This window comes from Streptomyces sp. NPDC044064 (genome assembly GCF_056434245.1).
The window spans coordinates 105,886-129,995 of sequence record NZ_JBWKFN010000020.1 but is presented as its reverse complement, the minus strand read 5'-3'; the positions used below and the strand labels follow the sequence as shown (position 1 = coordinate 129,995).

19 protein-coding genes are annotated in these 24,110 nt (G+C 69.4%); 14 read left to right on the top strand and 5 right to left on the bottom strand.

Annotated features, from left to right (window positions below; translation table 11 throughout):
• Positions 1–178: 178 nt before the first annotated feature.
• Positions 179–904, bottom strand: coding sequence for a hypothetical protein (locus AC07DS_RS29720; protein ID WP_479150198.1), 726 nt, complete (start codon positions 902–904; stop codon positions 179–181).
• A 167-nt stretch (positions 905–1,071) separates the two neighbouring features.
• Here AC07DS_RS29720 and AC07DS_RS29715 point away from each other — a divergent pair, with 167 nt between their 5' ends.
• Genes AC07DS_RS29715 through AC07DS_RS29695 form a run of 5 tightly spaced genes read left to right on the top strand, consistent with a single transcriptional unit; the run spans position 1,072 to position 4,957 of the window.
• A complete protein-coding gene (locus tag AC07DS_RS29715; RefSeq protein ID WP_479150196.1) occupies positions 1,072–2,007 on the top strand; it encodes an LLM class flavin-dependent oxidoreductase in 936 nt (311 codons plus the stop codon).
• On the top strand, positions 2,004–2,537 hold the full coding sequence (locus AC07DS_RS29710; RefSeq protein WP_479150194.1) for a hypothetical protein: 534 nt from the start codon (positions 2,004–2,006) through the stop codon (positions 2,535–2,537). Before AC07DS_RS29715 ends, AC07DS_RS29710 begins: the two co-directional genes overlap by 4 nt.
• On the top strand, positions 2,524–3,375 hold the full coding sequence (locus AC07DS_RS29705) for a hypothetical protein (RefSeq protein ID WP_479150192.1): 852 nt from the start codon (positions 2,524–2,526) through the stop codon (positions 3,373–3,375). Before AC07DS_RS29710 ends, AC07DS_RS29705 begins: the two co-directional genes overlap by 14 nt.
• Positions 3,372–4,250 carry an ATP-grasp domain-containing protein gene (locus tag AC07DS_RS29700; RefSeq protein WP_479150191.1) on the top strand — a complete coding sequence of 293 codons (879 nt, stop codon included), beginning with the start codon at positions 3,372–3,374 and terminating at the stop codon, positions 4,248–4,250. The genes AC07DS_RS29705 and AC07DS_RS29700 overlap by 4 nt, the downstream gene beginning before the upstream one ends.
• Positions 4,247–4,957: a hypothetical protein gene (locus AC07DS_RS29695; protein ID WP_479150189.1), complete on the top strand. Its 711-nt coding sequence runs from the start codon at positions 4,247–4,249 to the stop codon at positions 4,955–4,957. Before AC07DS_RS29700 ends, AC07DS_RS29695 begins: the two co-directional genes overlap by 4 nt.
• A 76-nt stretch (positions 4,958–5,033) precedes the next feature.
• Here AC07DS_RS29695 and AC07DS_RS29690 read toward each other — a convergent pair whose 3' ends face one another.
• Positions 5,034–6,743 (bottom strand): thiamine pyrophosphate-binding protein, encoded by a 1,710-nt coding sequence (locus AC07DS_RS29690; RefSeq protein WP_479150188.1) that lies wholly within the window; start codon positions 6,741–6,743, stop codon positions 5,034–5,036.
• A gap of 366 nt (positions 6,744–7,109) precedes the next feature.
• Here AC07DS_RS29690 and AC07DS_RS29685 point away from each other — a divergent pair, with 366 nt between their 5' ends.
• The 4 genes from AC07DS_RS29685 (at position 7,110) to AC07DS_RS29670 (ending at position 13,285) form a co-directional block, all read left to right on the top strand.
• Entirely contained in the window at positions 7,110–7,256 is a 147-nt protein-coding gene (locus AC07DS_RS29685) for a hypothetical protein (protein ID WP_479150187.1), read from the top strand.
• Between the two features lie 47 nt (positions 7,257–7,303).
• The gene (locus AC07DS_RS29680) at positions 7,304–10,159 is read left to right on the top strand and encodes a peroxidase family protein (protein ID WP_479150185.1); all 2,856 of its coding nucleotides are present in this window, start codon (positions 7,304–7,306) and stop codon (positions 10,157–10,159) included.
• 91 nt (positions 10,160–10,250) lie between these two features.
• On the top strand, positions 10,251–11,618 hold the full coding sequence (locus AC07DS_RS29675) for a hypothetical protein (RefSeq protein ID WP_479150183.1): 1,368 nt from the start codon (positions 10,251–10,253) through the stop codon (positions 11,616–11,618).
• Between the two features lie 227 nt (positions 11,619–11,845).
• Positions 11,846–13,285: a vanadium-dependent haloperoxidase gene (locus tag AC07DS_RS29670; RefSeq protein WP_479150182.1), complete on the top strand. Its 1,440-nt coding sequence runs from the start codon at positions 11,846–11,848 to the stop codon at positions 13,283–13,285.
• Positions 13,286–13,390: 105 nt separating this feature from the next.
• Here the strand turns inward: AC07DS_RS29670 and AC07DS_RS29665 are convergent, their stop codons facing one another.
• On the bottom strand, positions 13,391–14,251 hold the full coding sequence (locus AC07DS_RS29665; RefSeq protein ID WP_479150180.1) for a haloalkane dehalogenase: 861 nt from the start codon (positions 14,249–14,251) through the stop codon (positions 13,391–13,393).
• A gap of 264 nt (positions 14,252–14,515) precedes the next feature.
• On the opposite strand from AC07DS_RS29665, the gene AC07DS_RS29660 reads away from it, so the two are divergent.
• The gene (locus tag AC07DS_RS29660) at positions 14,516–16,108 is read left to right on the top strand and encodes an FAD-binding oxidoreductase (protein WP_479150178.1); all 1,593 of its coding nucleotides are present in this window, start codon (positions 14,516–14,518) and stop codon (positions 16,106–16,108) included.
• A 114-nt stretch (positions 16,109–16,222) separates the two neighbouring features.
• Here AC07DS_RS29660 and AC07DS_RS29655 read toward each other — a convergent pair whose 3' ends face one another.
• Positions 16,223–16,630: an RICIN domain-containing protein gene (locus AC07DS_RS29655; protein WP_479150176.1), complete on the bottom strand. Its 408-nt coding sequence runs from the start codon at positions 16,628–16,630 to the stop codon at positions 16,223–16,225.
• A 396-nt stretch (positions 16,631–17,026) separates the two neighbouring features.
• Positions 17,027–18,439, bottom strand: a complete 1,413-nt coding sequence (locus AC07DS_RS29650) for a hypothetical protein (protein WP_479150174.1) — start codon at positions 18,437–18,439, stop codon at positions 17,027–17,029.
• Positions 18,440–18,959: 520 nt separating this feature from the next.
• Here AC07DS_RS29650 and kdpB point away from each other — a divergent pair.
• The 4 genes from kdpB (at position 18,960) to AC07DS_RS29630 (ending at position 24,090) form a co-directional block, all read left to right on the top strand.
• On the top strand, positions 18,960–21,113 hold the full coding sequence (kdpB, locus tag AC07DS_RS29645; RefSeq protein WP_479150172.1) for a potassium-transporting ATPase subunit KdpB: 2,154 nt from the start codon (positions 18,960–18,962) through the stop codon (positions 21,111–21,113).
• Between the two features lie 376 nt (positions 21,114–21,489).
• Complete coding sequence (locus AC07DS_RS29640) at positions 21,490–22,299, top strand: SDR family NAD(P)-dependent oxidoreductase (protein WP_479150170.1); 810 nt, start codon at positions 21,490–21,492, stop codon at positions 22,297–22,299.
• Positions 22,300–22,495: 196 nt separating this feature from the next.
• The gene (locus AC07DS_RS29635) at positions 22,496–23,518 is read left to right on the top strand and encodes a GNAT family N-acetyltransferase (RefSeq protein WP_479150168.1); all 1,023 of its coding nucleotides are present in this window, start codon (positions 22,496–22,498) and stop codon (positions 23,516–23,518) included.
• Positions 23,519–23,571: 53 nt separating this feature from the next.
• Entirely contained in the window at positions 23,572–24,090 is a 519-nt protein-coding gene (locus AC07DS_RS29630) for a hypothetical protein (RefSeq protein ID WP_479150167.1), read from the top strand.
• Positions 24,091–24,110 lie beyond the last annotated feature (20 nt).

Sequence of the window (24,110 nt, the reverse complement as noted above, 5' to 3'; positions counted from 1 at the left end):
CCGACCTACGGGGAGAACTGACCTACGGGCCACGAGAGACAAGCGGGAATGCGAATATTTGTGACATTTTATCGCAGCATACGGATGAGAGCCCGGCCGAAAACAGCTGACAGTAGCCGTTGAACGACGGAAAGTCACCAACGAGTGCATAGGGCGTCGCTGACATGGGCCAGGAGATTCACCAGTAAAGGACCCAGCCGTCCGCATCTCGGATTCCATGCCCCTGCAGGGTGATGCGCCGATCGCCTGGATGCCGTTCGGGGATCGCCGCGATGCGGTGCAGGACCGGCGTGAGCTGTACGGCCATCCTGCCGACCCGGTATTCGTGCCGCCGCGCCGGCCTCGCCCTCTCGATCGTCTCGGACGTCTGGCCGAGTCGCTCCAGCCCGAGCATCTCCGCCTCGGTGATGTCCCAGACGTCCAGGGCTCCACCCCGGCGCGGCAGGGCGAGGGGCAGCGTGAACGACACGGCCTGCTCGACCGGGGCGATCGGGAAGGGCCAGCGCAGCCCCCGGTGCTGAAGGTCGAAGTGCTGACTCGGCCTGGGGGCGGTGGCGATGCCCTCTCCCTCGAAGACATGGAATCCGGGCAGGGCCACCCTCTCGTCATACCGGGCCGGTGTCGCCAGCAGCTCGGAGAGCACCTCGGCCACCCGGTCGAGGAGATCACCGAAGTGCTCACGCACCAGGTGGTTGTGCCGGTCGAGCCGGCCGAAGTACGTCTCCTCCGGAGAGTCGGAGGCCAGGACATCGAGGTAGGTCGCCAGGCCGAACGTGGAGCAACCGATGCCACGAGTCAGCCAGCACGGCCGCAGCGCCTCCAGGCGGTCGCTCAGCTCGGCACACCCCCGCTCGTCCACGACGTCGACATCGACGACAAGCGATTCCTCCGGCAGCGGATCCATGCGTCTCCTCGGGCAGTAGGCCCGACCAGGATTGCCGTAATGCCCGCAATGTGTCGAGAGCGACGGAGCGCAGAACATGCCCAACCAGCCCTCCGTGCGCCCGTTGTGACGCCCCGTCGCCGGATGTAATCTCGCTGCGGGGTCCGGGTTCGTCACCTGGGGGGACGATGAAGGTCGGCCTGGTTCTGCCTCTCGCCGAGTATCCGTGGCGACAGCCGTCCTACGGGGAGATCAGAGCGCTCGCCCTCCGGGCCGAGGACTCCGGCTTCGACTCGGTCTGGGTCTTCGACCACCTGCTGTTCCGCGACGCCCAGGGACCGAGCGAGGGAATCTGGGAGTCCTGGACGGTGCTGTCGGCCCTGGCCGAGGCGACGGATCGCGTGGAGCTCGGCACCCTCGTGCTGTGCACCGCCTTCCGCAACCCGGCGGTGCTGGCCAAGATGGCCGTGACCCTCGACGAAGTGAGCCGGGGACGACTCGTCCTCGGTCTCGGATGCGGATGGCACGCACCGGAGTTCGAGGCCTTCGGCATCCCCTTCGATCACCGGGTCGACCGCTTCGAGGAAGCGCTGCAGATCATCCTCGCGCTGCTGCGGACGGGCCGGGCGGACTTCTCGGGCCGTCATCACCGGCTGCGCGACGGAGAGTTGCGACCCCACGGCCCGCGCCCCGGCGGTCCACCCGTCCTGGTGGGGGCGCGCGGCCCCCGGATGACCGCGCTCGCTGCCCGGTACGCCGACCTGTGGAACGCCTGCTGGTTCGGCTCCCCCGCAGGTGCCGAGGAGACCCTGGCCCGGGTGCGGGAGACCTGTCTGCGCGAAGGGCGTGATCCGGCGACGCTGGGCATCACGCTCGGCGTCAACGTCCGGGTGGCGGACGGCACTCGGTCCGACGCCGACGGCGCGGGACCCCCGGCGGCCGACGTCCTCGGCGGCTCACCGCAGGACGTTGCGGACGGCCTCCTGAGGTACGCGTCGCTCGGCGTGGACCACCTGGTCCTCAACCTCAATCCGCACCACAGGGACACACAGCGGCAACTGGCCGCTGCGCTGCGGTTGTACCGCGCGGCGTCCCGTCCGACGACAGGAGTGCTGAACACATGACCTGGACCATCGACGAGTCACGGGTGCGGCCGTTCCTCACGGCCGCCGAGCGGCACGATGTCCCGGCGCTGCTGTGGAACGCCCTGCAACCGGGCCGGGCCTTCCCCGGGCAGCAGGACACCGAAGTACCCGATGCCGGCCGCCCGCCGGAGGCCCGGAAGCGCTTCAAGGACTTCAAGGACGGCAAGGACCACAAGGACGGAAAGGACGGGAAGGAGGTGAAGGAAATGAAGGAGATGAAGGATGTCAAGGACACGAAGGACGGCAAGGACAGGAAAGACACGAAAGACAACAAGGACGGCAAGGATTTCAAGGACGGCAAGGACAGCTTCGACGGTGCGATGGCCCCGCCCGGTCCCGCCGCCGTCGTACGGCAGCAGCGGGAGCCGTCGCCCCTCGGCCCGGCGGGGATGCCGCAACGTTTCGCGGCGGCGGCCGAGTTGCCGGACGACGGTCCGGAGCAGGCCGCGGCGGCTCTCCGGACCTCACGCATCAACCGCCTGCTGAGGAGGCGCGGTGTCGTCATCTGAGACACCCGGCGGCGACCCCTCCGGACTCGTAGTCGTCGCCGACCCCGAGGACCCCGTCGCGATCGAAGTACGCGACTTCGTACGGGACAGCGGCCACGAGGCGACGATCCTCGATGTGTTCGACGCCGCACAGCTGTTCACCGTCACCGTCGACGGCGCCGACGCGGTGGTCGAGCCCGCGCTGCCGATGTTCCTCCGGCTGCCCGCCCCGCCGCTGCAGCGCATCAGCTTCGACGCCGAGTTCCATCTCAGCGAATGCCTGGCCCACCTGTGGGCCGTGGCCACCCTGACCCCTGCGCCCGTGATCAACCGCCCGGAACCCGGCGGCCTCGGCACCCGCGTGTCCGCGTCCGCGGCACTCACCGAACTACGGGCAGGCCTGACCGGCGGGTCGCCGGAAGTCTTCTCCTCCCGGCCCTACGGGCCGCACGGCGAACCCACGGACGGCCAGGGAACCCAATGGTGGGTCCAGGACCTCGGCTCCTGGACCACGCGCCCCTGGCCCGAACTCCCGGACACCGTCGCCGCCTCGGCAGACGGCTCCGGCCCCTGTCGGGCGAGGTGGTCGGACCCCGAACCCCTCTTCGAGAGTGTGGTCGTCCTCGGCGACCAGGCCTGGCGCAGCAGTCCCGTCGATCTGGACCACCTCGGTCTGAAGGAGCGCAGCACGGCGATCGTCGCCCGGCTCGGACTCCAACTCTCGTCCGTGGTCTGGCGGTTGTCACCCGACCTCACACGGGCATGGCTCGTCGTGGTGGAGCCGTTCCCCGACGTGGAGCAGTTGCGCATGGTGTGGCTCGGGCTCGGGCCCCGACTCGTGAAGGTGCTGTTCCCATGATCTACGCGGTCGGCCTCGCCGCCGAGAGTACCTTCGCGCACTTCACCGCCGAGGCCGAGGCCCGAGGCGTACCGGTCGGCGTCATCGATCTGCGGCAGGCCGTCGAGGCGGGCGACTGGCACCTGGTCGTGGGCGGGGACCGCTCGGCCAGGCTCGGCGGCCGTGATCTCGATCCGGAGGCGTCCTACTACTGCCGGGTCGCCGATCTCGCGGCACTTCAGGAGGACTCCGAGTCGGCGCAGCGCTGGCGCTGGCTCACGACGGCACTCGCTGCGTGGCTGGACCACATCCCCGGCCTGGTGGTCAACCGGCCCTCGATCCAGTCCGACAACGGGTCCAAGCCGCTGCACGAACGGTCGTTGTCCCAGGCCGGGTTCACGGTGCCCGCGAGCATCACCAGCTCGTCGCCGCGGCGTCTGCGGGCCTTCGCCGAGGCCGGGCCGACCCTGGTCAAGGCGGTCTCCGGGGTACGGGCCACCAGCAGGCTGGTGAGCGCGGCCGACCTGGCCGGCTTCGACCCCGGACAGGGCCCGGTGCACCTCCAGCGGTACGTCGCGGGCCGGGACGTCCGCGCCCATGTCGTCGGCGACCGGGTGCACGCCGAGGAGATCGTCTCCGGCTCGGTGGACTACCGGACCGACCGGGACGCGGAGTTCACCCCCTGCGAGCTGCCCGGACCGCTCGCAGGGCAGGTGGTCCGCCACACCGCCGACCTGGGCATGGCCTTCGCGGGCTGGGACTTCAAGGTCGCCGGTGACGGCACCCACTGGTGCCTGGAGGTCAACCCGATGCCCGCGTACGACTGGTACGACCGGCGGCTCGGCGGAGCCATCAGCGCGTCGCTCCTCGGGCTGCTGCAGGGGGTGCGTCCGTGATCGACTCGCTGACCGTACTCACCGGGGCGAACAGCGCCGCACTCCGCGACACGGTGCACGGCCTGCGCCGGCACTGGACCTCTCGCGGCCCGGAACCGGCCGCCTTCTTCACCCTGGGCGCGCCGAGCTACCTCGACCTCGCACCGGACCCGGAGTCCGGCGTCTACCAGCAGCGGGCCGACCTCTCACGGCCCGTGCTCCAGAACTCCTTCGGCCGGCTGTACGCGCGCCTTGCGGATGTCCTCGGCGAGCATCTCGGCGCCCCGGTCCACTACCCCGAGCACCTGGCGCTGCCGGGCTTCCATGTCTGGCTGTCCGCCGCGGTGTTCACGAAGCCGACCGCACCCCTGCACTTCGATCTGCAGTACCGGGCCTTCTCCTGGCCCCCCGGCACGGACCTGAAGCGGCAGATCTCCTTCACCCTGCCGGTCCGGCTGCCCGCGGCAGGCGGCGGCCTGAACCTCTGGGAGGTGAGCCACGACCAGTTCCGGCATGCGCTGGAGAAGGGCTGGATCGAGTCCGTCGCCGATCTCAGTCGCTTCCACACCACGCAGTACGTCCCTTACACGGTCGGCCGCATGGTGATCCACTCCGGACACACACTGCACCAGGTCGCCCCCAGCACCCGCGTCGAGCCCGACGACGAACGGCTCACCCTCCAGGGGCACGGCGTGTGGTGCGACGGCCGGTGGCTGCTGTACTGGTGACGGCGGCGCCTTCGGCGGTCACGGTGGAGGCGTCGAGGATCTTGTCGCCGGACCCGCCTGCCTGATCACGCGCGAACTACCGGTCCCGGAAGCGCTCCTCGAGCATTTCCACGAGACCGGGGATCACCCCGTCGGGTGACGGGCTGTAGTGCGGCACGGCCCAGCGTGTGATCTTGGCGTCGATGAGCGTGGGCCGGCCGGAGACCAGTGCCGCACCGAAGGCCTCCTCGAACTCGTCGAGCGTCTCCACCCGGTGGCCGTCGGCGCCGCAGGCCCGCGCGTACGACGCGAAGTCCGGATTCCGGAACTCGACGAGAGCGGACTCGCCGTAGGTGGCCACCTGGAACATCTTGATCAACTTGAATTCCTCGTCGTCGAAGATGACCCAGATGACGGGAATGCTGTTCTCGACGGCGGTCATCAACTCGAAGCCGGACAGCGAGTAGCAGCCGTCGCCACAGCCGACGACGACCGTGCGCTCCGGGTGCGCGACCTTGAGTCCGATGGCTCCGTTCACGTGACCGGCCATCGGCCCGAAGGCCCCGGCCTTGCGGAAGTTCTGGCCCTCCTCCAGCTCCGCGTAGTACCCGAGCCAGGCCAGATGGGCCCCGGCGTCCGCGAGCAGCACGCCCTGCGGCGGCAGCATCCGGCCGATGGCCTGCGCGAGCTGCGCGGGGTGGATCTTCCCGGTCAGGTGGATGACATGCCGAGCCTCGTAGTCCTGGCTGTCGACCTTCACCGGCGGCACTTCACCGACCCGCTTCTCCAGCGCGTCGACGAGGGCAGCCACCGCCGCACGCGCGTCGGACAACAACGCGTAGTCGGGCCGATAGGCTTTGCGGAATTCCGTCTCGGCGATGTTCACCTGGATGAGCAGCTTGTTCTCGAACAGGTCCGCGCGGTAGTTGAACGTGGCGTGCTGGCCGAGGGAGTTCCCGATGCACAGCACGATGTCGGCCTCGCGGAAGGCCTTCCACGCGCTGGAGTGACCGCTGTCCGCGAAGACGCCCACCGCGAGCGGGTGTCCCTCCGACACGATGCCCTTGCCGTCCAGGGTGGTGAGAAGCGGAATCTGAAACCGCTCGATCAGGTGCTTTATCTCCGGTCCGGCTCCGGAGCGGACCGCGCCGAATCCGACCAGCGCCACGATCCGTTTCCGCCGCTCGATGGCGTCGGCCAGTACGGACGCGATCTCCTCGACCCTCGCCGGGTCGGGCCGCACCGGCGGCACGTCCAGTCGCACCGGCCGGAAGTCCGGCACCTCGACGCCGTGCTCGGTCAGGTCTTCGGGCACATGGATGTGCACCGGGCCCGGCCTTCCCTCGAACGCGAGGTTGACTGCCTCCTCCAGGACGTCACAGGTGTCGGCCACGTCGGTGAGCAGGAACGACTTCTTGGTCGTGGCCGCGAACATGGCCTGGGAGTCGGGAGTGCGGTTCAGTCCGGAGGTCTCGTTGAGCGAGCCCCATCCACGCCATTTCATCCGCGCGTATCCGGAGACGGCGAGGACCGGGTACGAGTCGGACATCGCCACGGCCAGCCCGGAGAACAGATTGAACGCACCGGGCCCCGCCGTGGCGAAGCAGAACCCCAGTTGTCTGGTGTACATGGCGTAGCCGCAGGCCATGAACGAGGCGGCCTGTTCGTGCCGCGTGATGACGGGCCGGATCTGCCGCGAGTGCTTCAGGGCCAGCATCAGGCCGGCGGCGTTCTCCCCGGCGCCGCCGAAAGCGGCGCGTACACCGATTCCTTCCAGGCCCTTGACGATCGCCTCGTACACCCTCATGGCTCTTCTCCTCCGTACTGGCGGTCGACGGCGGAGTTCTCGCGCGCCGCTCAGCTGGAGCTCGTGGTGTCCGCTCTTCGGCGATTCACCACTGTGCGGGGTCACCCGTGGGCACACGGGCACACATCCCTCTTCCGTCAGCGTAGAACAGGGTTGCCGCGCAGGCATCCGGTCCCACGGCCGCAGCTGCCGTCGGCCTGGTACTTCCGGCCGCACGCCGCGCGCGGAGGACGTCGCGAAATGCGAGCGGCGACGGGTTGCGCGAACATGGTCGAGTGGCCCGGCGGTGAGGAGACCCGCCGGCTGCCCCTCCTCGACCGGAGGCTCCGTGCCGCTCCACCCCCGCCGGAGGATGGAGGATCTCGTATGACGGAGACCGGCATCCGCCGACGGCGCTGCGGCGCTGCCGGCTTCATCGACGCGGCCGTCGAATCCGGCCGACGCGATGCCCGACGCATCATCAGCAACGCCCGCGACCGCGGTGTCCGGCATGTCAAGGCGTCCGCGGCGTGACGCGCGGGCGGTGGCGCGAACCGGCGTAGGAAAGGCATGGCGCAACCATGAGCAGCGCAGAACAGTACGAGCGGTACGAGGGCGGCAGCGCGGAGGCCGAGCGGCTGGTCTTCGAGGAACTCGCCAGGGAACTGATGCGTGTCCAGGTGCGGAACAGGAAGTCCAGCGGGGCAGCGTCCTTCGCCAGGACCTTCCATGCGAAGCCGGTGCTCGGTGTGGAGAACGCCCGGCTGAGAATCCATGACCAGGTGCCGCCCGAGCTGCAGACCGGCTTTGTCCGGCCCGGTGCCGAGTACCCGGTCACCGTCCGGCTGTCCAACGCCAGTGGCGCCCCGCAGGCCGACTCCCTGCCCGACATGCGCGGCGCGGCGCTCCGCGTCGAGGCGTCCGACGGCACGCACGACCTTCTCATGACGAACTTTCCGGTGTCCCACGCCCGCAACGCCCGTGAGTTCGTGGCGTTCGCCAGAACGATGGCGGGCGCCCGCACCCGCCTCCGGAAGGCGTTCGCACTGTTCGTCAAGTTGCCCTTCGCCGTCGGCTGGTCCACCGCCGCCCGGATGCGCCGCAATGTGCGGGCCGGAGCGCGCGGCGATGTGCGCAGCCTGGCCCTGGAGACGTACTGGAGCCGCGGCGCCATCCTGTGGGGCGAGGCCGGGCCGGTGCGCTACCAGTTGCGCCCCGTGCGGGGCGCACCCGACGCGCCCGCACCACCCCGCGCCGACCCGGACGACCTGAGCCGCGAGCTCGCGCAGCGCCTGGCCCGCGGCGACGTCGCCTTCGAACTGCTCGTGCAGCGATATGTCAACGAGGCGATCACCCCCGTCGAGGACGGCTCGGTGGAATGGCGGGACGACATCGCACCCGCGCTGCCCGTGGCCACCCTGACCATCCCCCGCCAGGACGTGGCCGGCGCCGAGGCTCGCACGGCCGCGCGCCGGATCGAGGAGCTGGCGTTCAACCCCTGGCACACCACGGAGGAGTTCCGTCCGCTGGGCAATCTCAACCGTGCCCGCAAGGCCGCCTACCAGGCGAGCAGCGCGCAGCGGCTGGGCTACCGCTTCACCACCGACGAGCCCCGGCGCAACAAGCTGCTGAGCGCTCCCGTAGGCGCCGCCTTCCGCGTCCTCAACCGGCAGGTGCCCTGGTACCGGCTGCCGTTGCCGGCCGGCCTGCTCAACCTCGTCTTCCTGCGCAAGACGTTGCGCACGAAGAACCTCATCGACACGGATCACCACGAGGCACCGCCCCGGCCCGTCCCGGTGCCGCCCCCGATCGACGAGTCGCTGCGGATCGGCCGCAGTTACGACGGCACGTTCAACGACCTGTCCGCACCCGCGATGGGGGCCGTGGGCGCGGCCTTCGGCCGCAACATGCCACCGGTGCTGCGCCCGGACCTGTTCGACCAGCCCAGCCCGTACGAAGTCAGCAGGCTGCTGCTGCACCGCGACACGTTCCTGCCCGCCCGCTCCCTGAATCTGCTCGCCGCCGCGTGGATCCAGTTCCAGGTGCACGACTGGGTCAACCACAGTCGCTACCCCACGGGTACCTCCAGCGTGGAGGTACCGCTCCCGCCGGACGTCGAGTGGCACAACACTCCGGGCGGTCCCGCGGAGCACATGATGCGCTTCGCCGAGAACGTGTCGATGACCGGCGACGGCGCGCCGGTCCACTTCGCCGACTCGGCCTCCCACTGGTGGGACGGCTCGGAGCTCTACGGCGGCGACGAGAAGGCCGCCCGCTCCCTGCGCGACACCGACGGCGGCGCGGGCCTGCGCCTGGAGGACGGCCATCTGCCGCTCGGCCCGAACGGCATCCCGCTGACCGGGGTCCGCGAGAACTGGTGGCTGGGCCTCAGCCTGATGCACACCCTCTTCGCCAGGGAGCACAACGCGGTGTGCGCGGCGCTGCGTCGCGAGTATCCGCGCATGGACGAGGAGCGCGTCTACCACACGGCACGTCTCGTCGTGTCCGCGCTCATCGCCAAGATCCACACCGTGGAGTGGACACCGGCGATCCTCGCCACCGAGGCGATCGACATCGCGCTGAAGACCAACTGGCAGGGCCCGCCCGCGAAGTGGCTGGAACGGCTGGGGCTGTGGCTCTTCGAGGCGCACTCGCTGACCGGTATCCCCGAGACCGTGCCCGATCACCACAGCGCGCCCTACTCCCTCACCGAGGACTTCGTCACCGTCTACCGGATGCATCCGCTGATCCCGGACGACTTCGAGATCTGCGACCACCGAATCGGACGGCGGCTGGACATCCTCGCCTTCGACGACGTGCAGGGCGCCGCGGCCGAGCCTCTCATCCGCAAGACCGGGCTGCCCGACTCGCTGTACTCGTTCGGCATCGCCCATCCCGGCGCGATCACGCTGCACAACTTCCCCCGCGCGCTGCAGCACTTCGAGCGGGACGGCGAGATCATCGACCTGTCCGTCGTCGACCTGGCACGGACCCGGCGACGCGGTGTGCCCCGTTACAACGACTTCCGGGCCGGCCTGCACAAGGAGCGCATCCGCCGCTTCGAGGACCTGACGACCGAGCCCGGGACGCTGGCGCGGCTGAAGGAGCTCTACCGGTCGGTCGACGAGATCGACACCATGGTCGGGCTGTTCGCCGAGAACCCGCCGACCGGATTCGGATTCAGCGACACGGCCTTCCGCGTCTTCATCCTGATGGCGTCCCGGAGGCTGCAGAGCGACCGCTTCCTCACTGTGGACTACCGCCCCGAGCTCTACACGCCGCTCGGCATGGACTGGATCGAGCACAGCGGCATGACCGAGGTCATTCTGCGGCACTGCCCGGAGTTGGCGAGCTTCCTGCCTCGCGACGCGAGCGCCTTCGTACCGTGGCGGCCGGTGCTGACACCGCCGAACGGTGCCCACAGCACGGAGTCCTGAGTCGGACGATGTTCCTGAGGCAGTGGCTGTTCCTGGGGCAGTGCCTGTTCCTGGGGCAGTTGCTGTTCCTGAGGCAAGGAGAGGACAGACCATGACGGTGTCCACCCGCCATCGGGGGCTCGAAGCGCTGCTGGCGCGGCCGCTCCTGGAGACCATCTGGCGACGGCGCACCCACCGGGTCGGCCGGGGTGCGGCCGTCCCCGCCGGCTCGATGAGCTACAGCTCGTCCGACGTACCGCTACCGCTCGGTGAGCTGGAGGAGGCGGTGCTGATCGCCCTCACCGGCTGCACCGGGCTCACCATGCCGGACCGGCCGTTCGAGGATCCGCGCGACGGCAAGCCCATCATGGCCAAGCCGAACCTCAACATGACCGGCCGTACGGCAGGCAGCCCCGACAACGCGCAGGGCACCCACTTCTTCATGATCAACGACAGTGGCACCTACTATCTGCGCAAGCTGCCGCCGTCACCGGACGCCTCCTTCGAGCCCGGTGCACTGGTCGAGCGGGCCAGGCAGGCCAAGGTGCGGGTTCTGGACCACCGCCTGGACGTCGCCGAGGGCATGCGCGACTTCCCGGCCTACCTGGACTCCAACCGTGTGCTGTCCAACCTGCCGGGCAGCACCGTCTTCCTGCCGGTCGTCGACCTCTCGCACCAGTACATCAACGGCCTGATGTACCTGCTCACCCAGCCGGACGGGGCCCGGCCCACGCTGGTCGACGACCGCAACTTCTACCGCCCCGCCGGAGTGCGCAAGTGGGTGCGCAACGGCTTCCTGAACAAGGACCTCAAGCTTCCGCTGGGTGTGCTGGGCCCGCTGCGGACCCAGATCGAGGCCGAGCTGCTGCTGCAGAACCTCATGCTGACCGCGGACGCCATGGGGCTCGGCGCGTGGATCCATGCCTCGATCAACCCCCAGATCATGCTGGGCGACCCGAAGTTCTCCGCCCGGTACGGGCGGATGCTGGGCTTCGACTTCGTCACCCCCCGCTGGCGCCCGCTGGACCTCCCGCGCTGGCAGCTGCCGCTGCCCCGGTTCGCGACCGCACGGTCCCATCCGGTCGGGCTCAGTGTCGACGGCGAACCGCTGATCACAGCGGCCTGTCCCCCGTACCACGCGTCGATGTCGGAGGCCGTGGACGCAGTCGTCCAGGCGAAGTTCGGTCCGAAGGGCATCTACCACGACAAGGACCTCTTCGCGGGCATCTACCGCAACGACTACGGGCAGCGCTACCTCGCCGAGGCCCGCGAGTACGACCAGCGGGTCATCGAGTGCGCCCGGGACGTGTGCGAGTACATCCACTCCACGCACGGCCGGTTCCCCGCACACGTCGACGCCATTCAGGTGCCGGGCATCTGGCTCCAGACGCACCATCCCGAACTCGGTTACTACGAACGATTCTTCCGGGACGGCCTGACCGAGGCGCACAGGGAGCACGCACGGCGGTGGGACACCTGACGGCTCAGAACTACGGTATTCCGCCAGATGCCCTCTGACCTGCACGTTGATCATTCCTGCCGAAACCATGTCATATATCAGATCATCTACATATCGGCGTGGTTAATAGTGACTCCGGCATATCCGACATTACGCTGCCGCTGGTGATCAGCGACAGCGAAAGGAATGCCGTGCCCCTCAAGCTCCACCATGACCGTCGGCCGGCCGTGCAGCCTGCCCTCCCGCGCTTGAAGTCCCGTGTCGGCGGACGCCTGGGACGGCTACGGACCGCCGCCGTGGCCGGGGCCCTGCTCGCCGGACTGAGTCCGGTGGCGGCCGGTGCGCCACAGGCCGCCGCCGCGACAGGACACAAGGACGATCCCACGCAGTACTGGAACAAGGTCCTGCTCCAGACGTTCCGCAATGCGCGGGGCTGGGACGCCTCGCCCGGCAAACTCTCCAGGTCCGGGGCGATGGTCTTCGCGGCGATCTACAACGCGGAGAGCGCCTATCAGTACACGTACGGAACCCTGAAGTACGAGCCGTACCTCAACCGGCCGCTGAAGTACGCCGGCAAACACTCGCGGCCGAGTCGGGACGAGGAGGAGCGGCTGATCGACCGCACGGCGTACCGGATCATCTCGCAGCTGTACCCGGGCGATCAGGCGTACATCGACGCCCAGTACAGGGCCCGGACCGGGCACTCCCCCCACTCCTACGACCCCCTCGACCGCCTGGTGGTCGACCCGGTGGTGAGGCAGATCAACAAGGCCCGGGCGGGCGACGGTTCGGACAACCCGGCGGTCTACAGCGGTGACACCACCACACCCGGAGCCTGGCGGCCGACGGGTGAAGAGGCGACGGCCGACGAAGCGGCCTGCAAGAAGCCGAGCGACGCGGTGACCCCGAACTGGGGCAAGGTGAAGCCGTTCGTGCTCCGCTCCGGCTCGCAGTTCCGGCCTCCCACCCTGCGCGGCTTCACTTCCTACGGCGATCTGGTGGCCAGCCCGGAGTACGCGGCCCAGCGCGACGAGGTACGACGGGTCGGTGCCGTCGACTCCACCGAGCGCACCTACGAGCAGACCGTCATCGGCTGGTTCTGGGACCATGACCTGAACGGCACCTACCACCCCCCGGGGCAGCTGCTCCAACTGACCGGGACCGTCGCCAAGAAGTTCAAGCTCGACACGTACGAGACCACCCACTTGTTCGCGCTGTCGGCGCTGTCGCTGGCGGATGCCGGGATCGCGGCCTGGGACTCCAAGTTCGACAGCCCGATCAAGCTGTGGCGCCCGGTGTCCGCGATCCAGGCGACGGGCGGCGCGAACGCGACCTGGGAGCCTCTCAGCGCGGACCGCACAGGGACACCGTTCACCCCGTGCTTCCCCGCCTGGACCTCCGGGCACGCCAACTTCACGGCTGCGTGGGCGAGCGCGATGAGGAACTTCTTCGGCCGTGACAAGGCCACGTTCATCGCACACTCCGAGGACCCGCACACCCTCGAGACGTCCCGCACGATCAACAGCTTCAGCCAGGTCGCCCAGGAGGGCGAGTTCAGCCGCCTCTGGCTGGGCGTGCACTTCCGCTGGGACGCCGAGGACGGGAGGGCGATCGGTACCCACGTCGGCGACTACGTGTACGCCAACGCGCTGCAGCCGACACGACATGGCCATTCACATCAGCGGTGAAATGACACCGTGCCCCACGCCCGCGGCAAGGGGTGACAGGCCCGGCCGTCACCCCCGCCCGCGGCCGGATCGGCGGCCCGGGTGACGGACGTTCGCCGATCGTCCTCACGGGAATCGCCTCGCGATCGCCGACGTGATCGCATCCGGTGCGTGTTCCTGAATGAAGTGCCGCGCGCGTGGCAGCTCGACCACGTCCAGATCGGTGAAGACTGCACGCATGCTCGGGATACAGGCGTTCGGACGGAAGACCATGTCCTGCATTCCCCACACCAACAGGGTCGGCTTGTCGCCGAGCCGGGCGGGCACCTCTCGTGCAAGCCGGTCCAGCAGCGGGCGTGCGGCACGAATCTCCTTGGGCATCATGGCGAGTCCGCGCCGGGCTTCCGCGGTGGGCTGCACCGCGCGGTAGTGGTCGGCCTCGGCAGCGGTGAGCCTGCGCCCCAGTTCTGCGAGCAGAACGCGCTCGACGAGGAAATTCTGCTCGAGAATCCGCCGCTGCATCGGACGGCTACCCATGATCACGCTGAAGGCCCGGTTCGCCATCGCTTCGATCGGCCAGAACACGGTGTTACCCAGCACGATCCCCCTCACCCGGTCCGCGCGCGCGGTGACCGCGCCCAGACCGATGGGGCCGCCCCAGTCGTGTCCCATCAGAACGAAGCCGTCGAGCTGCAGGTGATCGATCAGCTCGCCGAGGACCGCGGTGTGCTCGGCGATGCTGTAGCCGAAACCCGCAGGACGCTCGGACAATCCAAAACCCAGGTGGTCGACGGCGACACACCGGTACCGGTCGCGCAGGTCCTGCACGATGTGACGGTAGAGGAAACTCCAAGCCGGAGCGCCGTGACAGAACAGGATCGTCGGTCCGGTCCCCTCGTCGATGTAGTGAACCCTGCCGGCGGACGAGTCGAACCAACGCGACTCGAAGGGGTACAGATTCCCGTCGGGTACGAAGTCGATCAGCACTGGGCCCTCCCTCGGATGCCGGGCTACACAGTGTCCCGTCTCGGCGCACCCGCCGCACGAACGCCCTCCACGTCGGAGTCCGGCCTCGATGGCCGGGCACGGCCCTGCCTGTGTGTCTGAGCTGTTTGGCGGTGCGTCTCTCGTCCGTTCGCATGGTGGGTCTGGCGCGTGGGCGGCCGACGGAGACGGCACCGGTCGACGATCAGTGAACTGGCCGATGGATCGCAGGAGGAGCCTGCGACCGCTGCGTAAGGGTAGGTCGCTGTGATCGACAGGCGGGACGTGCTGCGAGCAGGTGTGCTTGGCGGCGTCGGTGGGGCGCTGGGGCTGCAGGCACCGGAGAGCGCGTCGGCGGCACCCGAGACAGCGGGACCGGTCGGCGCTCGGGACTGGAAGCGGTTGGCTGACGCGCTGTCCCCCGGGGCTACCCTCTACCGGCCGTACGGCTCCGAATACGTGTCGCTGGCCGTGCCGTTCAACCACAGGTACGCCGGAGTTCTGCCTGCCGGCATCGTTGCCTGCGCGACCACCGGGGACGTGTCCGAGGCGATCCGCTGGGCTCGCGCGGTAGGACTGCCCGTCGTACCGCGCTCCGGGCTGGGCCACAACTACGCCGGGTATTCCACCACCAGGGGCCTGTTGCTGAACATGGCCCGTATGAAGAGCATCGTCTCCACCCCGACGCCGGGCGATGCCCGCTCTCGGGTGTACGGGCCGATGAAGGTCGTGCACGACGCCGGTACCGTCACCGTGGGGGCCGGCGTCACCAATGGCGACCTGCATCCGCTGTTGGAGGACCACGGCATGTTCGTGCCGACCGGTCGCTGCCCCAGCGTCGGGGTCGCCGGGCTGGTGCTCGGCGGTGGCATCGGCTTCAGCGACAAGATGTTCGGCCTGACATGCGACCGGCTCGTTGCCACGACCGTCGTGCTCGCCGACGGACGCACGGTCAAGGCCGGCAAGGACACGCACTCCGACCTGTTCTGGGCCTGCCGCGGCGGAGCCGGCAACAACTTCGGTGTCCACACCTCGTTCACCTTCCAGTACGAGCAGTTCAAGGGCACCGTGGGCTTCTACCAGCTCCGCTGGAGCCTGGACTCCGTACTGCCGGTGATCGCCGCCGCGCAGCACATCGCCCAGGACACCGCGAACGACAAGCGCTTCCATCTGCGTCTGGGCATCGGGACCAGCGGGACGACCAGGACGCAGATCCATGCGAACGCCAACGTCAACGCCATCGGACAGTTCTACGGCACCGTCCAGGAACTGCGTGCCATCATCGACCCGCTGCTCAAGATCGGCACGGCCGAGGAACGCGCCCGCAACCGCGCTTCCGTCCGTCAGGTCACGCCCGGTGAAGCGAGTGAACTGCTGAGCGCCACCACACCGATCGATCGCTTCGCCACCAAATCGGCGATCCTGGACTCCCACACTCTCCTGACCGATCAGCAGGTCGGCGCGGCAGCCGAGCGCCTGCTGAAGTGGCCCGGCAGCAACAACGAGGACGGAGCCGGGTTCGCCATGTTCGCCCTCGGCGGTGAGATCAACCAGGTGGCGCCGAACGCGACCGCGTTCGTGCACCGCAACGACCTCTTCGTCTTCGCCGCCGAGACCTCGTGGGCGGACTACGACCGCCCCGACGTCGCCGAAGCCAACCTCCACTGGCTCAAGGAGTTCTACGACGACATCTTCCCCGGCAAGTCGCCCGCACAGGCGTACCAGAACTTCCCCGACCCGACGCTGAAGAACTGGCGGGAGGCCTACTACGGCACGAACTACGCCCGCCTGGTCAAGGTGAAGCGCACATACGACCCGACCGGCTTCTTCAACTACCCGCAGGCGATCGGCACGAGTTGAACCCGGGCGGCGAGGTTTCTCATCAGATCGCCGGCGTAGACATGGACGGGCCCTGGTCACCCCAGGACCCGTCTCACCCCACGGGACGCGCGGGGTCGTCAGGCGCTCAGTCCGTCACGACCAGAGCTGGTAGACATTTCCGTCGTTGCACTCGTGCGTGTAGACCTTGTTGTCGTCGTTGGCGTCGAGGCATTCGCCGGTAGCCACGTTCTGCAGCTTCCAGCCGTCACCGGTATTGATCTCGTGCCAGCGCTGGTAGTTGTTCTGGCCGCTGCTGCAGGCCTCCACGTAGGCGTCGTGGTCGGTGTACCCGGCGAGACAGGAGCCCGGGACCTCCGCCATCCGCTCGATCCAGACGTCGCCTCCGACATTGATGTCATGCCACTTCGCGGCGCCGAACGAGCAAGGGTAGAGGCCCACGTTGTTCCAGCCGAGGTGGTGGTCCCACATGCCGGAGAGGCAGCCTCCACCGCGCTTGTGGTTCCACACGACGTCACCGTCGGCATGGGCCGCGGTGCTCACCCCGACGACCAGAAGCGGCGCGACAAGTGCCGCCCCCAGCACGCGCCCAATACGCTGCCGAATCAATTTGGTTCCCCCTGTTTCGCACTTCGGTCATTTCTTCCGGACTCACCCGGAGTCCGGACCACGCGGGCGCCGGCTCCCCGCCGACGCCCCACGCAACCGTATGCAGCCGCCCATCGCCGAGCAGTACCCAAAGGCTGCCGGGACGCGTCCCGCCGCCATCTCACCGACGTGACCTGCGACTTGGGACACCGAGCCTCCGCATCCCTGGGACGTCCCACGATGCACGGACACCAACCCCGCCGAAGGGTTGGGTATCGCCCGCGATCGCCTAGCCGAGAACAACGGCACCGACAGCGCGGCCACCGAGTCTTGGTAGCCGGAACCGGCCCCTCAGTGGAATTCCGCCAGCCGCGGACGCAGCCCCAGCATGCCAAGGAGCATCGCCGCGCCCAGCAGCCCGTCCGTCCACGGAAGCAAGCCGTTCACCGTCGAGCGGCCCGCGCCGACGGAGGACGTGAAGTGGGCGCGGTTGATGCCCGCCACCTGGTCCAGCGCGGCCATCCACGCCTCGAAGTGGGCGTTGGACGTGCCGGGCTCCCAGCCCATGCAGAACTCGACCGCCTCGCGTTCCTTGCCGGCCGCGAGCAGCGCGCGGATCTTCCGGTCGTCGCGCTCGTAGACGGCGTACGTCTCCACCGTCTTCTCCGCGGCGCCCCGTTCGCCGGGGAAGGTGATGTTGTCCAGCTCGCGGCGGAACTCGCCGGTGAAGCGCAGATCGTGGTGGTCGGTCCGGTACGCCTGCCAGGTGGTGGCCAGTTCCGCATCGTACGTCGCCAGGGTCGCGCCCTTGAGGCGGTACAGCTGCTGGGACTTGGTGAGGAACGAGTCCGCGTACTGGTCGCGACGCTGTGGGTCGAGCAGGTAGCGGCTCTCGTCGGCGTTGGCGTCGTAGGCGATGGCACGGGCGCGCGAGAGCGCGACGACGGAGTCGAAGGCGTCGTGCCGAGCCACGCGCAGGTGATCGGCGGAGGCGGACAGCAGCTGTGCGCCGAGGATCACCGCGAGCAGCGTGCAGACGGTTGCGGCCAGCAGGCCCGGGTTGAGGATGCGCCGGAAGGTGCGGGCCAGGTACCACTGGAGGACGCCGAGCACGGCCAGCAGGAGCAGACCGAGAGCGAGGACAGCCATGAGCTGTGAGGAGAGGGCGGAGCGGGCCGTGGAGTACTCGGCATTGAAGACGGAGTTGTTCGAGGACACCAAGGCGCGTGCCGCGGGCAGGAGTTGAGCGCGCAGCAGGTCCGTCGCCCGGCGGTAGTCGGCGAGGGCGGCCGGCTTCCCGGCGTGGTGACCGTCGTTCTCCAGGGCTCGGCCGATCAGTTCCTGGTACTCGGCGAAGTCGTCGGTCAACGACTCCACCGTCTTCTCGTCGGCCTGGCTGCCCTGCGCGGCGACGGCAAGGGTGCGCAGGTCGTGGCCTACCTCGCGGCGGGCGTCGCCGTAGTGGCCGACGGCCTTGGTGTACGGCGTCCGCAGGCGCCCTTTCCCGGCATCGCCGCTGGACAGCAGCATGTTGGCGGCTTGGGCGTCCATGTCGTTCAGGGCCAGGTTGAGGTCGGCGGCGCTGGTGGTGCGGGGGGCGTCGCGGTCGGCCACGCTGCTCCAGGCGCCCTGCATGGTCAGCGCGGCCGCGAGCAGGAGCGCGGCGAGGGTGCCGGCGAGCAGGACCGTGGCCGCGCGCAGTAGACGCAGCCGCGCGGGCACAGTTGCCCAGTAGCGGCGGCGCAGAGCGACCCGCGCGGCCACGGTCCGTCGCCTCCGGCGCAGCCCCGGACCCGGTCCGGCCGTCCGCGAATACCCTCGTCTCCGCGGTCCGGGGCTGCCCCCGGGTTTGGCGACCACCTGCCTCTGTGGCGCTGCGCCTTCCTCGGTCCGAGGTTCCTGCGCCGACCCGGCCGTGAGAGTCACGGTCCCTCCAACGTCACGCCACGGACGGTCGCCCGTCCCCCGTTGGTGATCAGTCTGCGACGCGATTCAGCCACCAGCGGCTGACATTGACGGGCCCCTGACGGTTCCTCAGCCTTGTTTGACGACACTTTGACGGCGTCGACGCCCAAGACGTATGAGTGCCGCCAATTCCCTCAGAACAGGGCGGCTTCCACGGGCAACGAAGCTAGATTCACTGTCGGCCGCCGAAGGGGAGCCGCGGACGTCAGCGGCTCCCACGGCTGAGGAGCATCGCTCCGAAGCGGCGCGAAGGCGGACCTCTGGCCGCTGCCCCAGGCGCCAGTCCCTCCCTGTCCTCCATCGAGACACAAAGGTGCCCATGCTCTCCGCTGCCCCCGACCAGGCACCACCGGCACACCCCCGACCCGGTATCCGGAACGGACCGGAGCGAAGGCCGAGACGACGTGCGCCGAGCGGGTTGTTCGAGCCGGCCCAGCTCGTCCGTTCCTTCCCCGAGGCGCTGCGCAAGCTGCACCCGCGCGTCCTGGTGAAGAACCCGGTGCTGTTCGTCGTCTCCGCCGGCGCGGTCCTCACCACCCTGTCTGCCTTATTGCACCCCGCCGTATTCACCTGGGTCATCAGCCTCTGGCTGTGGCTGACGGTCGTCTTCGCCAATCTGGCCGAGGCTGTCGCCGAGGGCCGCGGCAAGGCGCAGGCCGAGTCGCTGCGCAGGGCTCGTACTGACACGGTCGCGCTGCGGCTCGAACACTGGAACTACGGTACGGACCTCGCCACGGCCCGCACGGAGGCCGTCGCCGCCACCGGCCTCAAACCGCTGGACGTCGTGCTGGTCGAGGCCGGCGAGATGATCCCTGCGGACGGAGACGTCATCGACGGCGTCGCCGCCGTGGACGAATCCGCCGTCACCGGTGAGTCGGCCCCCGTGATCCGCGAGTCGGGCGGCGACCGCAGCGGTGTCACGGGCGGTACGACGGTCCTGTCCGACCGGATCGTCGTCCGGGTCAGCGCCCGCCCCGGGCACAGCTTCCTCGACCGGATGATCGCACTGGTGGAGGGCGCCTCCCGGCAGAAGACCCCGAACGAGATAGCGCTCAACATCCTGCTGGCCTCGCTGACCATCATCTTCCTGCTGGTCGTGGTCACGCTCCAGCCGATGGGTGACTACGCAGGCGCCGTCCAGTCGACGACCGTGCTGGTCGCGCTCCTCGTCACTCTCATCCCGACCACCATCGGCGCCCTGCTCTCCGCCATCGGCATCGCCGGCATGGACCGCCTCGTGCAGCGCAACGTCCTCGCCATGTCCGGCCGCGCGGTCGAGGCGGCGGGCGACGTGAACACCCTGCTGCTCGACAAGACCGGCACCATCACCCTCGGCAACCGCGAAGCCGCCGCTTTCATGCCTCTGCCCGGCATCGAGGAACGGCAGCTCGCGGACGCCGCGCAGCTCTCCTCGCTCGCCGACGAGACCCCCGAGGGCCGCTCCGTCGTCGTCCTTGCCAAGGAGCAGTACGGCCTGCGGGCGCCTGCAGAGGGCGAGTTGGCGAACACCCGCTGGGTGCCGTTCAGCGCGCAGACCCGGATGAGCGGGGTCGACCTGCGCTGGGACAACGGGGCGGTGTGTGCCATCCGCAAGGGGGCCGCCCAGCAGGTGATCGAGTGGGTGCAGATGTACGGCGGCCAGGTGCCGCCGGAGGCACGAAGGTACGCCGACGCGGTGGCAGCCGCCGGAGGGACACCGCTGCTGGTCGCGGTGCACGACTGGGACGGACCGCGCGTACTCGGCGTGATCCAGCTGAAGGACGTCGTCAAGGACGGCATCCGCGAACGCTTCGCCGAACTGCGCCGCATGGGCATCAAGACCGTCATGATCACGGGTGACAACCCACTGACCGCGAGGGCCATCGCCGACGAGGCGGGCGTGGACGACTACCTGGCCGAGGCGACCCCCGAGGACAAACTCGCCCTGATCAAGCGGGAGCAGGACGGCGGCAAGCTGGTCGCGATGACCGGCGACGGCACCAACGACGCGCCCGCGCTGGCCCAGGCGGACGTCGGTGTGGCGATGAACACCGGTACGTCGGCCGCCAAGGAGGCCGGCAACATGGTCGACCTCGACTCCAACCCGACCAAGCTCATCGAGATCGTCGAGATCGGCAAGCAACTCCTCATCACCCGCGGGGCGCTGACGGCATTCTCGATCACCAACGACGTGGCGAAGTACTTCGCGATCATCCCGGCGATGTTCGCGGGCACATACCCGGGTCTGGAGTCCCTGAACGTCATGAGCCTGCACAGCCCGACTTCCGCGATCACCTCCGCGATCATCTTCAACGCACTGATCATCGTCGCGCTGATCCCGCTCGCCCTGCGCGGTGTCCGCTACACGCCGTCCTCAGCGCACGATCTGCTGCGCCGCAACCTGCTCGTCTACGGCCTCGGCGGGCTCGTGCTGCCCTTCGTCGGCATCAAACTGATCGACCTGCTGATCTCAGGGGTGCCCGGCCTCGGCTGAGCCGCGTCCGCCCGCCCGGCTGTCCCGTCAAGGTCCCGTATGCACACGTCAGAGCCCCGTCAGAGACCCGGGTTTCGGCTTGCCGGCGGATGCGGGACGGCTTCCATGGACGACGTGAACAGCGCCTGGCTCCTGCTCGACCGGCCGCCGGGTCCCGCTCGGCCGTCGCGTCGCGCGCCGCGCTGACCGGAAGCGTCCGCGTCCCGCCGACGCCATGTTCTGCGGACGCCGCGTCCCGCCGACGCCGCTTTCCGTGATCGAGGGGCGCCGTGACCGGCTCCGGCGCCCCTCGATCCTCGTTCTCTCTCTCGCCCCCGCACGCCCACCGCCCCCGACCGGGGCCCCGAGTCGGCGTGCCCGCAACCCGGATGGGATCATGTCCAACTCCAGCCTTTCGTCCCGTACTGTCCTCGTCACCGGTGCCACGTCCGGGATCGGCTACGAGACCGCACGGCAGCTCGCCGAACGCGGCGCCACCGTGCTGCTGCACGGCCGTACCGCCGAGGAGGCCCGGGCCGCCGCCGACCGCCTGATCGCCACCGCCGGTGTCAAGGCGGAGCAACTGGTCACCTGCTTCGCCGACTTCGGCCGCCTCGAAGAGGTCGAGGCGCTCGCCGACACGGTGATCGCCGCCCGCCCCCACCTCGACGTCCTCGTGAACAACGCCGGCATGGCGGCCCCCGAACAGCACACCGTGACCGCCGACGGCAACGAGATCGCCTTCCAGGTCAACTTCCTCGCCCACTACCTGCTCACCTGCCTGCTGGAACCGGCCCTGACGACCGACCCTGGCGGCCGGGTCGTGAACGTCTCGTCCTGCCTGCACCGCACGGCCTCCATCCAGTGGGCCGACCCCAACCGCGCCCGCCGCTACTCCCGCCTCGCCGCCTACGCGCAGTCCCAGCTCGCGCTGACCGTGTTCGCGGCCGACCCCCGCGTCACGGCGGTGTCCGTGCACCCGGGCGTGTGCGACACGGCCCTGCTGCCCCTGTACGCCCACGAGGGCGTCACTCCGGCAGAGGGCGCAGCACACGTGGTCCGACTGTGCGACCCGGCGGTCGAGATCGTCAACGGCGCCTACTACGACCGTGCCGAGCAGGTGGAGCCGGCTCCGGCCGCGACGGAGGACCGCACGGTCCGGCGCCTCAGCAAGCTGGCGGACCTGCTGGTCGGCCGCGCCGCTTGAAGAACCATTCCCAGCCCAGGAGTTGACGTACATGTCGAAGCGCGCACGCAAGAAGAAGGCCCGCCGCAAGAAGAAGGCCAGCCACGGCGGCAAGGCCAACCAGGGCTGAACGAGCAGTGCTGGGGCGGGCGCCTGGGAGTAGCGATCCCGGTCGCCCGCCCGGTCCATGTACATCCGCCACATCCAAGAGGCATTGATGATCGAGATCTCGCCGCCGGACCGCCTGGCGCTCGCACGCTGGTTCCCCACCAATTCCCCCGGTCCCGCCACGGTCGGCGAGCACGTCCTGGCCACGGGCGTCGGCCGTTGGTGGGCCGACCGGCCCCTGAAGCCGACCACAGTCGCCGTCTCCTGCGCCGGAGACGCCGTGCTGCGCGGCAACCCGGAGGAACTCACGCCTGGTCTCCTCGCCCAGCTGGCCGGCAACCGTGTCGAAGCCCCGGCACGGTTCCTCCCCGCTCTCGGGGCTGCCTTCGGGCGCCTCACCCCCTGGGAGCGCATGGTGTGGACGCTCCAGGCCCCGCCGCTACCCGCCACCGTCCCGCACGCGGTGACCGTACGGCACCTGGAACCGGCGGACACCGAAGCCCTGCACGCCCTCGGCCCGGACGCGTCATGGCTCTCCGCGAGCCGGGGCGGGCCGCTCGGCCTCGCCGCCTCCGGTCATGCCTGGGCCGCGGTGGGCCGCACCGGCCGCATCCTGGCGGTGGCCTGCGCCTACTTCCGCGGTACCGGTTACGAGGACGTGGCGGTGTACACCGTCCCCGACCGCCGACGCCACCGCCTCGCCCTGACCTGCGTCACCGCGCTGTGTGCGGACATCACCTCCCGCGGCCACACACCGGGCTGGAACTGCTCGGTGCACAACCGCGCCAGCCGCCTCCTGGCCTGGAACGCCGATTTCCGCCTGGTCCGCGAATACGTGCACCACGCGACCGGCAGCCCGGTGTCACACCATCGGCTCAGCGCCCAGCGGCGCACCCGGACGGCACGCACACCGACGGCAGCCTCACCGCACAGCCGTCCCTGCATCCGAAGGCGACCAGCCTGCAGGTCCGTATCACCTGGCTGCGTGGCGGCAGAGACGTCGTACAACATGACGCTGTACGTCCGGCTCCGACCCCAGAGTCCGGCCTCCTCTTCGACTGCACGCGCGTATACATACAAGCTGAGGCGGGAGCGCGTAAGGATCCCGTCAGGATCGGTCGTGGCGCGTTAGGGCTCCGTCAGCGGCGGTCGCCGGACCGCGCAGAGGCGCTTAGCGTCAGCCACATGCGACGGAGCAGACCAGTGAGCTCGGCGGGCGATCGCCACTGGCGTGGCAGCGCTCGGCTCGCGGTGAGCTGCGCCCTGGTCTTCTGCACGATGAGCCTCCTGGTCGACTGGGACGCGGGAAGCCTGACGCCGCTTCGCGCCCTGCTCTGGTTCACCTTGTCGGCCGCCGTATGCGCCGTACTGCTGCCACAGCGTGTGAGCGCGGGTCCCGGCTGGTTCGCGGTACAGACCCTCTGGCGACGGCGCACCGTCCGCACCGACGCACTGGCAACCGTACGGCAGTACGACGGCATCTCCTCCCACCTGGTCCTGCGAGACGTCCACGGCCACCGCCTGGAACTCGACCCCCGTGTCCTTGCCGCCAACCCATTGATCTGGCACGAACTCGACACGGGCGTACGCCGTTCCGTCGAGCGCGGCACTCTGCGCCACGGAGCAGACGTCTTGGAACGACTGGGGCATCGGATCGACGACGAGACCACGCAGGCGGTCCTCCGGGCGTCCGGGCTCACCTGACCGGGAACAGCGGCGGACAT